The following is a 14,087-nucleotide window of genomic DNA, read 5'->3' as shown; positions in this document are numbered from 1 at the left end:
GGCCACACGCCGGCCCAGGCCATCCACGCCAACTACAGCTCCGCTGGAACACAGGAACCCAACATGAGATTTGAATCGTTCGATTTTGCCCCCGAGATTTTGCGCGCCATCTCAGATTGCGGTTATCAGGAGATGACCCCTGTGCAGAGCCAGGCCATCCCGGCCATTCGCCGTGGCCGCGATGTGCTGGCCAGTGCCCAGACCGGTACCGGCAAGACAGCCGCCTTTGCGTTGCCCATCCTGCAACGCCTGGTAGACAACCCGGCGCCGGTGCAGCCTTCCAATGCCCGCGTGCTGATCCTGACCCCGACCCGCGAGCTGGCGGCCCAGGTGGCGAGCAATATCAACGATTTCGCCAAGTATCTTGATATTACTACCCTCACCATCGTGGGTGGCGGCAAACAGGATGTGCAGGCCAAGAAGCTCAAAGCGGGCGCACACATCATAGTGGCCACCCCTGGCCGTCTGCTCGAGCACCTCACCGCCTGCAACCTGAGCCTCTCCGGGGTCGAGACTCTGGTGCTGGACGAGGCGGATCGCATCCTCGACATGGGCTTTAGCGCCGATGTGCAGCAGATCCTGCAGGCGGTCAACAAGACCCGCCAGAACCTGCTCTTCTCCGCCACCTTCTCCGAGGCGGTAAAAAAGCTGGCCAACCTCATGCTGGACAAACCCCAGGTGGTGGCCGTCGACAAGCAGAACTCCACTGCCGACACCGTGAGCCACACCGTTTATCCGGTGGAACAGAAGCGCAAACGCGAGCTGCTCTCCGAGCTTATCGGCAAGCAGAACTGGCAGCAGGTGCTGGTGTTTGCCAGCACCCGCGAGAGCTGCGATGAACTGGTGGAGGAGCTCAACCTCGACGGCATCAAGTCTGCCGTGGTACACGGTGACAAGGCCCAGGGGAGCCGTCGCCGCGCCTTGCGTGAATTCACCGAAGGCAAGCTGCGGGTGCTGGTGGCCACCGAGGTGGCCGCCCGCGGCCTGGACATTCCGAGCCTGGAATACGTGGTCAACTATGATCTGCCGTTCCTCGCGGAAGATTACGTGCACCGTATCGGCCGAACCGGTCGCGCTGGCAAGAGCGGCATGGCCATCTCCTTCGTCAGTCGCGAGGAGGAGCGCACCCTGCTGGAGATCGAGGCCCTCATCGGCCAGAAGATCCGCCGCATCATGGTGCCGGGTTACGAGGTGAGCAGCCGTGACGACCTCATCAAGCAGTTGCAGGAGCGCCGCCGCTTCGGCAAGCGCCCGCAGCGTGAAGACAATGCCGCCGCCCAGGCCATGGCCGAGGCGAAACTGCAAGGCCAGCGTCTCAAGCGTCTGGCGGCGGCCAAGAAGCCCCGTCAGCCGAAATAAGGCAACGTCGCACCCTCCCGGTCGGGGAGGGGCGTTTACTCTCCAAAGGCGCCACTGGCGCCTTTGTGCTGTCGATGACGCGGCCCCTTGGCCGCCCCGTTTCAGAGGATCCGAGATGACCCTTCCTGCTTACAATCAGGCCCTGCTCGAGATGGCCCGCCAGAGCCTGGCGGAGCTGGAGCGCACCGCTGCCCAGAAGACGGGCAAACGCACCCCCGCCCAGGAGAGCCACTTTCTCTGTACCTGGATGGCGGATTCTCTCAAGGAGAAACGCTTCTCCCGGCTGGTGATGGAGGATCTCAAGGCCTGGGTGCAACTGGGGCGGACGCTGGGGGCGGGGGCCGATCTCAAGGGGCTGCTTGAGCGGGTGCAGCGCCAGTATGAGCGTGCCATGCATGAGCCGGTACAGCTGGGGGCGCGCCTGGCCGATCTGCTTTTGGCGCTGGAGGGGGCGGGCTGGCTGGTGTTCACCGACAGCGAACTGCACACCCGGCAGCGGCTGCTGAGCCAGGGGCAATCCAGCCTGATCATCTCGGCCAGCGAGTATCAGGGCCATATCGAGGGAGGTGAGCTGGTCAAGCCCCTCACCCTCTATGTGCGCGGGGACGAGCAGGTACTGGCCGAGGCGGCATTTGCCCGGGGACTGCTGCTGAGCCAGGGCAACAAGAAAACCACCCTGGTCAAGCACCACAAGGCCTATCGGCTGATGCCGGGCAACGCGCAGCCGGCCCTGGCGCTGCTGTCCTCCTGATCCCGCCTTCTCATCCCGTCACCCGGCCTTGCGCCGGGTTTTTTTATGGCAAATGCACCCCACGGGGTTGCCTGCACGCTCGGGCCGGGCGGGCAATCTTTGTCGCAGCCAAGGGGATCCCCCTCTGATGGGGGGCGTCCCCCATATGGAGGGATGGTGGGGTGGTGCTTCTGCTCTAGGGTGGATGGGCCCCAAAGAGGGCCTTAAAGGAAGCAGACCGCCTGACAAGGCGACACTCAATGAATGAGGAAACATGATGAAAGCGACTCCAATTGCCCTGTTGCTGGCCGGCGTGCTGGCGTCCCCGCTCTGCGCCGCCGGACTCGATGCCCGGCTCACCCTGGTGGAGGGCAGCACAGACGATGTGCGTGTCAACCTGACCCTGACCAACACCGGGGAGAAGCCGGTTCGTCTGCTCAAATGGCAACTGCCGGGCAGCGAGGATGCCCCCCTGTTCCAGGTGGAGCGTGACGGCCAGCCGGTGGATTACGAAGGGGCCCTGATCAAGCGGGCCGCCCCGAGTGACAAGGACTACCAACTGCTCAAGGCAGGCCAGAGCCTGACTGTGCAGGCGGAGGTCTCCGGTCTCTACGACATGAGCGCCCAGGGCCAGTACAGCATCCGTTACCTGCTGCCGACCGTGGCGCAGGAGGGGAAAGCGGCCAAGGCCAAACAGGCCCAGGCGAGCGAGTCCAATGCCGTGACCCTCTGGGTGGACGGGGTGAGCGACGATCGGGTGCTGGCCAAGGCGGCGGTGGCCGAGCCCCAGGCAGTGAGCGCCTCGGTCAGCTTCAGCGGCCGTTGCACCAACACCCAGAAGAGCGACATCCTGGCGGCGCTCGATGCTGCGAGTGGCATCGCCAACAACTCCAGCAGCTACCTCGCGGTGGACAAGCCGAATGGACAGCGCTACCGCAGCTGGTTTGGCGCCTATGACGCCACCCGCTGGAACCAGGCCGAGACCAACTTCAGCAAGATCAAGGATGCCATCGACAACAAGCCGCTCACCTTCGACTGCGGTTGCAAGCAGAGTTACTTTGCCTATGTCTATCCGGACCAGCCCTACAAGGTCTATCTGTGCAAGAGCTTCTGGACTGCGCCGGTCACCGGGACCGATTCCCGCGCCGGCACCATTGTCCACGAGCTGAGCCACTTCAACGTGGTGGCGGGCACCGACGATCTGGGATACGGTCAGGCCAATGCGCGCAATCTGGCGAGCACGGATCCCCAGAAGGCCCTGAACAATGCCGACAACCACGAATATTTCGCCGAGAATACCCCGAGCGAAAATTGAGTTGCAAACAGGGGCCGGATGGCCCCTTTTTTTGACGGAGGCACCATGATGACACTCTTGCTTACCACCCTGGCACTGGCGCCCTTGCAGTGCGAGCTGTCGGTCAGCGCAGAGAGCGGGGTGAACGAACCCCTGCCCCTGGTGATGACCCTGACCAACCGGGGGGAGACGCCCCTCGAGGTATTGACCTGGTTCACCCCCTTCGAGGGGTGGTTTGCCGATGCCATCGACCTGACCCGCGATGGGCAGCCGCTGGACTATCGAGGGCCGCTTGCCAAGCGAGGTACCCCCGGGGACGGCGACTTCCTGCACCTGGGGGCGGGGGAGCAGAGCCAGGCCGATGCGGATCTGGCGCAGGCCTACGATCTGTCCCAACCGGGCCGCTACCGGCTCAGCTATCGTGCCCAGCCCCTGACGCTCACCAAGGGCGTGGCGCCCAGCTGCCCCGCCATCGACTTTACCCGGGTGGCCCCCTAGGCGATCTGCGGCTTGCCCTTGGTATCCAGCTGCCCGACGGCGCGGGGGGCCACCGCCAGACCGCGTGACGATTGGCTTTCCCGCCAGCAGCAGTGCACCAGCGTAATCACATAGTGAGCCAGGGTGTTGTCTTTATCCGGATGACGCAGGGGATGGGCCACCGAGTGGGTCGATAGCAAAATGATGAACATGAGGGGCGGTCCAGCCATGCCATGCACCGGGCCGACTCGTTTACACAGTCAAGGAGGAGACATGGCACTGGAACAACTGAAACGGGAGCTGGAGCGCTTTGGCGAGCAGAATGACGGCGCGCAACACTCCCGTGGCAGCAAGATGCTCAACATTACCCGCGACACCGGCGAACTGCTGGCGGTGCTGGTGCAGACGAGGGGGGCGCAGGCTGTGCTGGAGATCGGCACCTCCAACGGTTACTCCACCCTCTGGCTGGCCGAGGCAGTGAAACGGCTGGGGGGCCGGGTCACCACCATCGAGCTGGACGAGGGCAAACGGACCATGGCGGCGACCAACTTTGAGCGGGCCGGGCTCACTCACTGGATTGAGCAGTTGGCGGGGGAGGCCGGCAGCCTGTTGCCCTGCCTGCCGACGGCGGGCTATCAGCTCATCTTCCTCGACTCCGAGCGCCGCCACTACCAGGCCTGGTGGCCCGAGATCCAGCGCCTGCTTGCCCCTCGTGGCCTGCTGGTGGTGGACAATGCCATCTCCCATGAAGACGAGATGAGGGAGTGGATGGCACAGGTGCGGCGTGACCCCGATTTCCTGACTTCCCTGGTGCCGGTGGGCAAGGGGGAGTGGCTGGTGGTGCGGTTGTAGGGGAACGGCATGGAAAACAAGACCATGGAACCAAAAGCAGTTGTGGAGGCCTACTGGCAGGCCATGCAAAGCAACGATTTCGTCAAGACCCCCAGGTGGCTGAGCGATGACTTTCTCTGTGACTGGCCAACGTCGGGGGGGCGGCGCGAGGGGCGGGTCAACTTCGTCGAGATCCATCGGCGCTACCCGGCGGCCGGGCCTTGGAATATCGACATCGTCCGCCTGCTGAAGCAGGGCGGGAGGTGGTGACCGAAGGGGTGATCACTGACGGTGACGTCAAGGCGCGCGCCATCGCGGCTTTACCTTCCACGTGGTGCGTGGCAATCCCATTTGCCATCAGACTGAATTTTGGCCCGATTGATACGTTGTGTCGTGATTGGGCCACTCTGCCATCCCGCGGGAGCTGCAACCCGCCTGATATGGTTTCCGCTGACGGAGCGCCGCCAGCGGGGCAATTCCTCGGCCAGCCCGGCCATTATTTATTCGTTATTCATTATTTCGCTAAATATCCCCGTATTTCATGGTTGGGTCATGCCATGAGCCACGTTATGTTTCATCCATACCGCCAGCAAGCACTATGAAGGTTATCTCTGCCGATAATTAATTTAAATTAAACATGATAACCGGCTGGTTTTATTTTGTGGTGGTTGGCAAGCGCTCTGGATGTTCATAAATATAACGAGGTGAATAATGAAAAAACGGCACTCCCTGTTTTTAATGGCGGCACTGCCGCTGGCACTGATGACATCGGTACAGGCACAGTCAAGCCTGGCCGATATCCAGCGGGCCGGAGTGATCAAGATCGGCACCGAAGGGACCTATCCTCCCTTCACCTACCACGACAAGAGCGGCAAGCTGGTGGGCTTTGACGTGGAGATCGGCGAGCTGATAGCAAGCGGTCTGGGCGTGAAGCCGCAGTTCGTCGAGGGCAAGTGGGACGGGCTTATCGCCGGGGTGGACGCCAAGCGCTACGACCTGGTGCTCAACGAAGTGGCCATCACCCCTGAACGGCTGAAAAAATATGATTTTTCAGACCCCTACATCACTTCCAAGGCGGTGATCGTGGTGCACAGCGACAACCAAAGCATCAAGAGTTTTGCCGATCTGAAGGGCAAGAAATCCTCCCAGTCCCTGACCAGCAACTTCGCCCACCTGGCGAAATCATCGGGTGCCGAGGTGGTGGCCACCGAGGGATTCAACCAGTCACTCGAACTGGTGCTGACCGGGCGGGTTGATGCCACCATCAACGACAGCCTCTCCTTCCTCGACTTCAAGAAACAGAAGCCAGACGCCAAATTGAAGGTGGCGGCCAGCGAGGCCAAGGGGGAGCAATCTGCCGCCCTGCTCGCCAAGGGGCAACCCGAGTTGCTGGCTGCCATCAATCAGGCGCTGCGCAATGCCAAGCAGGATGGCGAATATCAGAAAATATCGCAGAAATATTTCGGCACCGACGTCTCGCAATAATATCGCGGCAACATAATAACAACTGAGGATATTAACGTGCCGGCCTGGTTGCAGTTAATGATCGACTCTTTTTGGCCCCTGCTCAGTGCGGGGCTTATTTTTTCTGTGCCACTCACTCTGATTACCTTCGTGCTGGGAATCGTGCTCGGCTTGTCGGTGGCGCTGGCCAGATTATATGGTCCGGCCCCGCTGGTGATGCTGGTCCGCTTCTATGTCTGGCTTATTCGGGGCACGCCGCTGCTGGTGCAGCTGTTTCTGATTTTTTACGGTCTGCCGAGCGCCGGCATCGTGCTGGACGCCTTCACCGCCGCCGTCATCGGTTTCACCCTCAACATCGGTGCCTACAGCTCGGAGATCATTCGTGCCACCCTGGCGGCCATCCCCAAGGGGCAGTGGGAGGCGGCCTACTCCATCGGCATGAACTGGCCCCAGGTGATGTGGCGGGTGATCCTGCCGCAGGCGGCGCGCATCGCGGTGCCACCGCTCTCCAACACCTTCATCTCCCTGGTCAAAGACACGTCGCTGGCGGCGGCGGTGACCGTGCCCGAGCTGTTTCAGGCGGCCCAGCGCCTCGCCTCCGTCACCTATGAGCCGCTCATTCTCTATATCGAGACGGCCCTCATCTACCTGATGTTCAGCTCGGTGCTCTCCACCCTGCAAGACAGGCTGGAGCAGCGACTGGCTCACAAAGAGACCCGGGAGGTCGCCCTATGATCCGCTTGAGTGGCATCGAGAAACAGTTTGCGGGGCAGCGCGTGTTGAATGGGGTGGGGCTGGCGATGGCCGCGGGCAGCGTCACCGCCCTGATCGGTCCCTCCGGCAGCGGCAAGAGTACCTTGCTGCGCTGCGTGAACCTGCTGGAGCGACCCGATGCAGGCCAGCTGGTGCTGGGGGGCAGCGAGCTCGACTTTACCCGGCATCTGTCACGGCAAAGCGTGCTGGCCCTGCGCCAGCAGACCGGCATGGTGTTCCAGAATTTCCAGCTGTTCCCGCACATGACGGTGCTGGAGAACGTGATGGAAGGGTTGGTGACCGTGTTGAAGTGGCCCAGGGAGAGGGCAGTGGCGCGCGCCCTGCAACTGCTCGACAAGGTGGGGCTCAGGCACAAGGCCGAGGCGGTGCTTGCCACCCTCTCCGGCGGTCAGCAGCAGCGGGTTGCCATTGCCCGGGCGCTGGCGCCATCCCCCAAGGTGCTGCTCTGTGACGAGCCTACCTCGGCGCTGGATCCCGAGCTTGCCCAGGAGGTGGTGGCCGTGCTGCGCCAGCTGGCCAGTGAGGGGACCACCATGCTGATCGCCACCCATGACTTGCGCCTTGCAGCCCAGATTGCGCAGCAGGTGATCTTCCTGGAGGCCGGGGAGGTGGTGGAGGCGGGTAGTGCGCGCCAGATGTTCACCACCCCCAAGCGGGCACGTACCTTCGAATACATCTCCACCCTTACCGAACGGCTGCCGGAGAGCTGGAGTATCTAGCCGGTTCTGGCGGATTGAGAGCGAGATAAAAAACAGCCCCGCACGAGCGGGGCTGTTTGCATGACAGCGTGGTTGCGACGGCAGATCACACGGCCAGGTAGTCCATGATCCCTTCGGCCGCCTTGCGACCCTCATAGATGGCGGTCACCACCAGATCCGAGCCGCGCACCGCGTCACCACCGGCGAACACCTTGGGGTTGCTGGTCTGGAAGGCGTACTCGGCCTTCTCGGGCGCTTTGATGCGATCCCGGCCGTCGAGCTCGACGCCGTGCTCTGCCATCCAGGGCTGGGGGTTGGGCTGGAAGCCGAACGCCATCACCACCGCATCGGCGGGCAGCACCTGCTCGGAGCCTTCAATGACCACAGGATTGCGGCGGCCATTGGCATCGGGGGCGCCGAGCTCTGTGCTCACCACCTTGATGCCGCAGGTGCGGCCGTGGGCGTCCAGTTCGACCCCGACAGGTTGCAGGTTGAACATGAATTCCACCCCTTCCTCCTGGGCGTTTTTCACCTCCCGCTTGGAGCCCGGCATGTTCTCGGCATCCCGGCGGTAGGCACAGATCACCCGATCGGCCCCCTGGCGGATGGCGGTGCGCACGCAGTCCATGGCGGTGTCGCCGCCCCCCAGCACCACTACCTGCTTGCCGGCGAAGTCGATGTAATCGGCTTGCGCCTTCTCAAAGCCCAGCAAGCGATTGGCGTTGGAGATGAGGTAGGGCAGGGCGTCGTAGACCCCCGGCGCCTCTTCGTTGGCAAAGCCGCCCTTCATGTACTTGTAGGTGCCGACCCCGAGGAAGACCGCATCGAACTCGCCGAGCAGATCGGCGAAGGTGACGTCACGGCCCACTTCGGTCTCGAGACGAAACTCCACTCCCATCCCCTCGAAGATCTCGCGGCGGCGCTGCATCACCTCTTTCTCCAGCTTGAAGGAGGGGATACCGAAGGTGAGCAGGCCGCCTATCTCCGGGTACTTGTCGAACACCACAGGGGTGACGCCATTGCGTGCCAGCACGTCGGCACAGGCAAGGCCCGCGGGGCCCGCGCCAATGACGGCGACCCGCTTGTCGGTCTTGACCACCTTGGAGAGATCCGGGCGCCAGCCCATCTCGAACGCCTTGTCGGTGATGTATTTTTCGATGTTGCCGATGGTCACGGCGCCGAATCTGTCGTTGAGGGTGCAGGCACCCTCACACAGTCTGTCTTGCGGGCAAACGCGGCCACATACCTCCGGCAGGCTGTTGGTCTGGTGGGAGAGCTCCACCGCCTCCAGGATGCGTCCCTCGTTGGCCAGCTTCAGCCAGTTGGGGATGTAGTTGTGTACCGGGCACTTCCACTCGCAATAGGGGTTGCCGCAGTCGAGGCAGCGATCCGCCTGCATGCCGACCTGGGCCTGGTTGAAGGGCTCGTAGATCTCCACGAACTGGATTTTGCGGATCTTGAGCGGCTTCTTGGGCGGGTCGACCCGCTGGACATCGATAAACTGGAATACGTTCTGGCTCATAGGGTTCCCTCCTTATTGCGCCTGGATTCTGAGTTCTGCACTGGAACGGCTGGTGTGGCCAAGCAGCGATTTGACGTCGCTGGACTTGGGTTTGATCAGCCTGAACTTGGGCACATAGGAGTCGAAGTTGGCCAGGATCTCCTCGGCACGCGAGCTGCCTGTCTCGTTGAGGTGCGCCGTGATGATACCGCGCAGGTGCTCCTGGTGGATGGCCAGATCCGCCACCTCCAGCAGTTCGACCAGCTCGGGGTTGGTGCGCTTGGCAAAGTTGCCGCACTCGTCGAGCACGTAGGCGAAACCGCCTGTCATGCCCGCCGCGAAGTTGACACCGGTCTTGCCGAGCACGGTGACGATGCCGCCTGTCATGTATTCACAGCCGTTGTCGCCAATCCCCTCGACCACCGCCAAGGCCCCTGAGTTGCGCACCGCGAACCGCTCGCCTGCGGTCCCTGCGGCATAGAGCTTGCCGCCGGTGGCGCCATAGAGGCAGGTGTTGCCGATGATGGCCGCCTCGTGGGATTTGAACGCCACGCCGACGTGGGGTTTGATCACCAGCTTGCCGCCGGTCATCCCCTTGCCCACGTAGTCGTTGGCATCCCCGGTGAGGATCATCTCAAGGCCACCGGCGTTCCAGACGCCGAAGCTCTGGCCGGCGGTGCCGTTGAAGTGCACCTTGACCGGTTCGGCCGCCATGCCCTGGTTGCCGTGGCGCTTGACGATTTCGCCGGACAGACGCGCACCCACGGAGCGGTCGGTGTTGCGGATGTCGTAGCGGAACTCGCCGCCACTCATGTTTTCCACCGCGTCCAGCAGGTCTTCCACCATCTTGAGGTTCAAGGGCCCCTTGTCGAAGGTGGGGTTGTGCTGCTGGCTGAACAGACTGGAGCCTGCCGGTGCAACCGGGGCCGCCAGGATGCCGGACAAGTCCAGCTTGGCCTGACGGGCGGTGAGGCCGGGCAGGGCTTCCAGCAGGTCGGTACGACCGATGAGGTCGGTGAGCTGGGTGACGCCAAGCTCGGCCATCAGCTCGCGCGTCTCCTCGGCGATGAACTTGAAGTAGTTCATCACCATCTCCGGCAGGCCGGTGAAGTGTTCGCGGCGCAGCTTCTCATCCTGGGTGGCGACGCCGGTGGCGCAGTTGTTCAGGTGGCAGATACGCAGGTATTTGCAACCGAGTGCCACCATGGGGCCGGTACCGAAACCGAAGCTCTCGGCGCCGAGGATGGCCGCCTTGATGATGTCGAGACCGGTCTTGAGACCGCCATCCACCTGCAGGCGCACCTTGTGGCGCAGGCCGTTGGCCACCAGCGCCTGCTGGGTTTCGGCCAGGCCCAGCTCCCAGGGGGAGCCGGCGTATTTGACCGAGGTGAGCGGGCTGGCGCCGGTGCCGCCGTCGTAGCCGGAGACGGTGATGAAGTCCGCATAGGCCTTGGCCACGCCACAGGCGATGGTGCCGACGCCAGGTTCGGACACCAGTTTCACCGACACCAGGCAGTTCGGGTTGATCTGCTTGATGTCGAAGATGAGCTGGGCCAGATCCTCGATGGAGTAGATGTCGTGGTGCGGCGGCGGGGAGATCAGGGTCACGCCGGGCACGGAGTAGCGCAGCTGGGCGATTTGCGCGGTGACCTTGTCACCGGGCAGCTGGCCCCCTTCACCGGGCTTGGCACCCTGGGCGACCTTGATCTGCACCACGTCCGCGTTCATCAGGTAGTGCGGGGTGACGCCAAAGCGACCGGAAGCCACCTGTTTGATGCGAGAGTTCTTCTCGGTACCAAAACGCTTGGGATCTTCACCGCCTTCGCCGGAGTTGCTCTGACCGCCGAGGCGGTTCATGGCGATGGCCAGGGCCTCGTGGGCTTCAGGGCCGAGGGCGCCGATGGACATGGCCGCGGAGTCGAAGCGGGGGAACAGCCTGGCGGCTGGCTCCACCTGATCCAGCGCAACCGGGGTGGTGCCCTGTTTGAGCGACAGCAGATCCCGCAGGGTGGCGACCGGCCGCTCGTTCACCAGACGGGCATACTCCTTGTAATCGGCGTAGTTGCCGGAGCGCACCGCCACTTGCAGGGTCTGCACCACGTCCGGGTTGTAGGTGTGGTACTCGCCACCGTGGACGAATTTCAAGAGGCCGCCCTGGGTCAGCGGCTTGCGGCCGAGCCAGGCCAGACGGGACAGATTGATCTGATCCTGCTGGATGTCGGCAAAGTCGGCACCCTGGATGCGGCTCGATACGCCGCGGAAGCAGAGTTCGACCACAGCCTTGGAGAGGCCCACCGCCTCAAACAGCTGGGAGCAGCGGTAGCTTGCCACCGTGCTGATGCCCATCTTGGACATCACCTTGTAGAGGCCCTTGTTGATGCCGTTGCGGTAGTTGAGCATGGCCTGGCGCAGGCTCATCTTGAGCACGCCCTCTTCTACCTGCTTGGCGAGGGTCTCGTAGGCGAGATAGGGGTAGATGGCGGTGGCGCCAAAGCCCAGCAGCACGGCGAAGTGGTGCGGGTCGCGCACGCTCGCGGTCTCCACCAGGATATTGGCGTCGCAGCGCAGGTTGTTGTCCACCAGGGTACGCTGCACCGCACCCACCGCCATGGCGGCCGGGATGGGCAGGGTATCCGGGCTGATGTCCCGGTCTGACAATACCAGCAGCACCGCGCCGCTGCGGGCCGCTTCAGCTGCCTCGTGGCAGAGGCGCTCGAGGGCGGCTTGCAGCCCCTCTTCGGGCAGGTAGTTGAGGCTCAGCACCGCATGGCGGTAGTGCTCCCCTTCCAGGGCCAGCAACTGATGGAAGTCGGAGTAGAGCAGGATCGGCGACTGGAACAGCACCCGGTGGGCGTGACCGAAGGTCTCGTTGAACACGTTCTGTTCGCGGCCGATACAGGTGGCCAGGGACATGACGTGATTTTCCCGCAGGGGATCGATGGGCGGGTTGGTCACCTGGGCGAACATCTGGCGGAAGTAGTCGTACAGGGTACGCTGGCTGGAGGAGAGCACCGCCATCGGGGTGTCATCCCCCATGGAGCCCACTGCCTCCTGGCCATTCTCGCCGAGCACGCGGATCACCTGATCCAGCTCTTCAAAGGAGTAGCCGAACAGCTTCTGGTAAGTCTTGAGCCGGTCATCCGGGAATTCGCGCGACCCCGTGCTGGCATCGTCCATCTGCTCGAAGGGCACCAGGCGCTTGCAGTGCTTGTCCATCCACTGCTTGTAGGTGTGACGGCTCTTGAGATCGTCATCAATTTCGAAGCTGGTCCAGATCTTGCCGTTGCTGGTATCGACCACGAACAGCTCCCCCGGGCCGACACGGCCCTTCTCCAGCACTTCGTCCGGGGTGTAGTCCCAGGTGCCCACTTCGGAGGCCAGCGTGATGAACTTGTCCTTGGTGATGACGTAGCGGGCCGGACGCAGACCGTTTCTGTCGAGTGCGCAGGTAGCGTAGCGACCGTCGGTCATGACGATGCCGGCCGGGCCGTCCCAGGGCTCCATGTGCATGGAGTTGAAGTCGTAGAAGGCGCGCAGGTCGTCATCCATATTCGGGTGCTTCTGCCACGCAGGCGGGATCAGCAGGCGCATGGCTCGGAACAGGTCCATGCCGCCGGCCAGGAAGAGATCCAGCATGTTGTCGAGGCTGGAGGAATCCGACCCCGTGGTGTTGACGAAGGGGGCGGCCTCTTGCAGATCGGGGATCAGCGGGGTGGCGAACTTGTAGCTGCGCGCCTTGGCCCACTGGCGGTTGCCGGCAATGGTGTTGATCTCGCCGTTGTGGGCGAGGTAGCGGAACGGCTGCGCCAGCGGCCAGCGTGGGCTGGTGTTGGTGGAGAAACGCTGGTGGAACACGCAGATGGCGGCCTGCATGCGTATGTCGGCCAGATCCAGATAGAAGCGCGGCAAATCCACCGGCATACACAGTCCCTTGTAGACGGTGACCAAGTTGGAGAGGCTGACCACATAGAAGTAGTCGTCGCTGATGCGCTTCTCGATGCGGCGGCGCACGATATAGAGGCGCCGCTCGAGATCCTTGTCGACCCAGCCCGGAGGCGCGTTGACAAAGACCTGTTCAATACTGGGCAGGGACGCCTTGGCGATGGAACCGAGTACGTTGGTATCGATGGGCACCTTGCGCCAGCCGACCAGACTCAGGGTCTCTCTTTCCAGCTCCTCGTCGATGATGTCGCGCGTGGCCTGGGCCAGGATGGGATCGGGGTTGAGGAACAGCATACCGACCGCGTAGTTGCGGCCCAGGTGCCATCCCTTCTCTTCGGCGACCGCTCTAAAGAAGCTGTCGGGTTTTTGCAGCAACAGGCCGCAGCCGTCGCCGGTCTTGCCATCGGCGGAGATACCGCCGCGGTGCTGCATGCGAGCCAAGGCTGACATCGCGAGACGGACAAGCTTGTGGCTGGCTTCCCCTTCCATGTGGGCCAACAGGCCGAAGCCACAGTTATCCCTCTCCAGCTTTGGATCATATAGTGACATTGCATTTCTCCCTTGCTCGGCCTTCCATCGCACTGTCATCAACAGACTGCATAAATTGCGATTGGCTCTTGTGGTTCCGTCCGCCTGAGGTGGCGAATCTCCAAACTAATGGGATTTTCGGGCAAGGTCAATTGGACATCCCGCTTGTTTGCAATGTTACATCGCCATAACAAAATGTGGGTTTTTGAGACTCAATCAGCATTTTTGTGTATTTATGACTGCCTTTTGTTTGTGTGTTGGATTTATATTCTGGTTATGGACGATTTGGTGGTTGACTGCATGGTGGCGGGAAACTGTAGTAATTTTACAAAGTCATCTCTGGTGTGCTTGGCGGGGATCACATTTCAGGATCCTGCGTCTTGCATTTGTTCATAAGCAGACTAAACAGGATTTTTTCAGTAGTTACAGCCGGTTATGGGCGAGAGATTATGACACTTTTCTCCAGGTGGCAGGAGTGACAGGTTGTCA

General features: G+C 62.3%; 11 protein-coding genes and 1 pseudogene. 9 read left to right on the top strand and 3 right to left on the bottom strand.

Going from position 1 to position 14,087, the window contains the following annotated elements; translation table 11 throughout:
- Positions 1 to 63: 63 nt before the first annotated feature.
- The 4 genes from C2U37_RS22345 to C2U37_RS22330 all read left to right on the top strand — a co-directional run bounded on the left by C2U37_RS22345 (position 64) and on the right by C2U37_RS22330 (position 3,881).
- Positions 64 to 1,359, top strand: coding sequence for a DEAD/DEAH box helicase (locus tag C2U37_RS22345; RefSeq protein ID WP_010675179.1), 1,296 nt, complete (start codon positions 64 to 66; stop codon positions 1,357 to 1,359).
- Between the two features lie 115 nt (positions 1,360 to 1,474).
- Positions 1,475 to 2,110, top strand: a complete 636-nt coding sequence (locus C2U37_RS22340) for a DUF2913 family protein (RefSeq protein WP_104453094.1) — start codon at positions 1,475 to 1,477, stop codon at positions 2,108 to 2,110.
- Between the two features lie 253 nt (positions 2,111 to 2,363).
- A complete protein-coding gene (locus C2U37_RS22335; RefSeq protein ID WP_029314738.1) occupies positions 2,364 to 3,404 on the top strand; it encodes a M35 family metallo-endopeptidase in 1,041 nt (346 codons plus the stop codon).
- 45 nt (positions 3,405 to 3,449) lie between these two features.
- On the top strand, positions 3,450 to 3,881 hold the full coding sequence (locus tag C2U37_RS22330) for a hypothetical protein (protein WP_041213092.1): 432 nt from the start codon (positions 3,450 to 3,452) through the stop codon (positions 3,879 to 3,881).
- Here the strand turns inward: C2U37_RS22330 and C2U37_RS22325 are convergent.
- Entirely contained in the window at positions 3,878 to 4,072 is a 195-nt protein-coding gene (locus tag C2U37_RS22325) for a hypothetical protein (protein WP_104453093.1), read from the bottom strand. The genes C2U37_RS22330 and C2U37_RS22325 overlap by 4 nt on opposite strands.
- 61 nt (positions 4,073 to 4,133) lie before the next feature.
- On the opposite strand from C2U37_RS22325, the gene C2U37_RS22320 reads away from it, so the two are divergent.
- The 5 genes and pseudogenes from C2U37_RS22320 to C2U37_RS22300 all read left to right on the top strand — a co-directional run bounded on the left by C2U37_RS22320 (position 4,134) and on the right by C2U37_RS22300 (position 7,648).
- Positions 4,134 to 4,712 (top strand): O-methyltransferase, encoded by a 579-nt coding sequence (locus C2U37_RS22320; RefSeq protein ID WP_104453092.1) that lies wholly within the window; start codon positions 4,134 to 4,136, stop codon positions 4,710 to 4,712.
- A 9-nt stretch (positions 4,713 to 4,721) separates the two neighbouring features.
- Positions 4,722 to 5,070, top strand: a pseudogene (locus C2U37_RS22315) (nuclear transport factor 2 family protein); the annotation flags it as partial.
- A gap of 332 nt (positions 5,071 to 5,402) precedes the next feature.
- Positions 5,403 to 6,176 (top strand): amino acid ABC transporter substrate-binding protein, encoded by a 774-nt coding sequence (locus C2U37_RS22310; protein ID WP_104453091.1) that lies wholly within the window; start codon positions 5,403 to 5,405, stop codon positions 6,174 to 6,176.
- A gap of 57 nt (positions 6,177 to 6,233) precedes the next feature.
- Positions 6,234 to 6,890: an amino acid ABC transporter permease gene (locus C2U37_RS22305; protein WP_199770487.1), complete on the top strand. Its 657-nt coding sequence runs from the start codon at positions 6,234 to 6,236 to the stop codon at positions 6,888 to 6,890.
- Positions 6,887 to 7,648, top strand: a complete 762-nt coding sequence (locus tag C2U37_RS22300) for an amino acid ABC transporter ATP-binding protein (protein WP_104453089.1) — start codon at positions 6,887 to 6,889, stop codon at positions 7,646 to 7,648. Before C2U37_RS22305 ends, C2U37_RS22300 begins: the two co-directional genes overlap by 4 nt.
- An 85-nt stretch (positions 7,649 to 7,733) precedes the next feature.
- Here the strand turns inward: C2U37_RS22300 and C2U37_RS22295 are convergent, their stop codons facing one another.
- On the bottom strand, positions 7,734 to 9,149 hold the full coding sequence (locus C2U37_RS22295; protein ID WP_041213089.1) for an FAD-dependent oxidoreductase: 1,416 nt from the start codon (positions 9,147 to 9,149) through the stop codon (positions 7,734 to 7,736).
- A gap of 12 nt (positions 9,150 to 9,161) precedes the next feature.
- The gene (gene gltB, locus C2U37_RS22290) at positions 9,162 to 13,619 is read right to left on the bottom strand and encodes a glutamate synthase large subunit (protein ID WP_104453088.1); all 4,458 of its coding nucleotides are present in this window, start codon (positions 13,617 to 13,619) and stop codon (positions 9,162 to 9,164) included.
- Between the last annotated feature and the right edge of the window lie 468 nt (positions 13,620 to 14,087).

Origin of the sequence: Aeromonas sp. ASNIH1 (assembly GCF_002934285.1) — a bacterium.
Classification (GTDB): domain Bacteria; phylum Pseudomonadota; class Gammaproteobacteria; order Enterobacterales; family Aeromonadaceae; genus Aeromonas; species Aeromonas caviae.
This window is presented reverse-complemented; position numbering and strand designations above follow the sequence as displayed.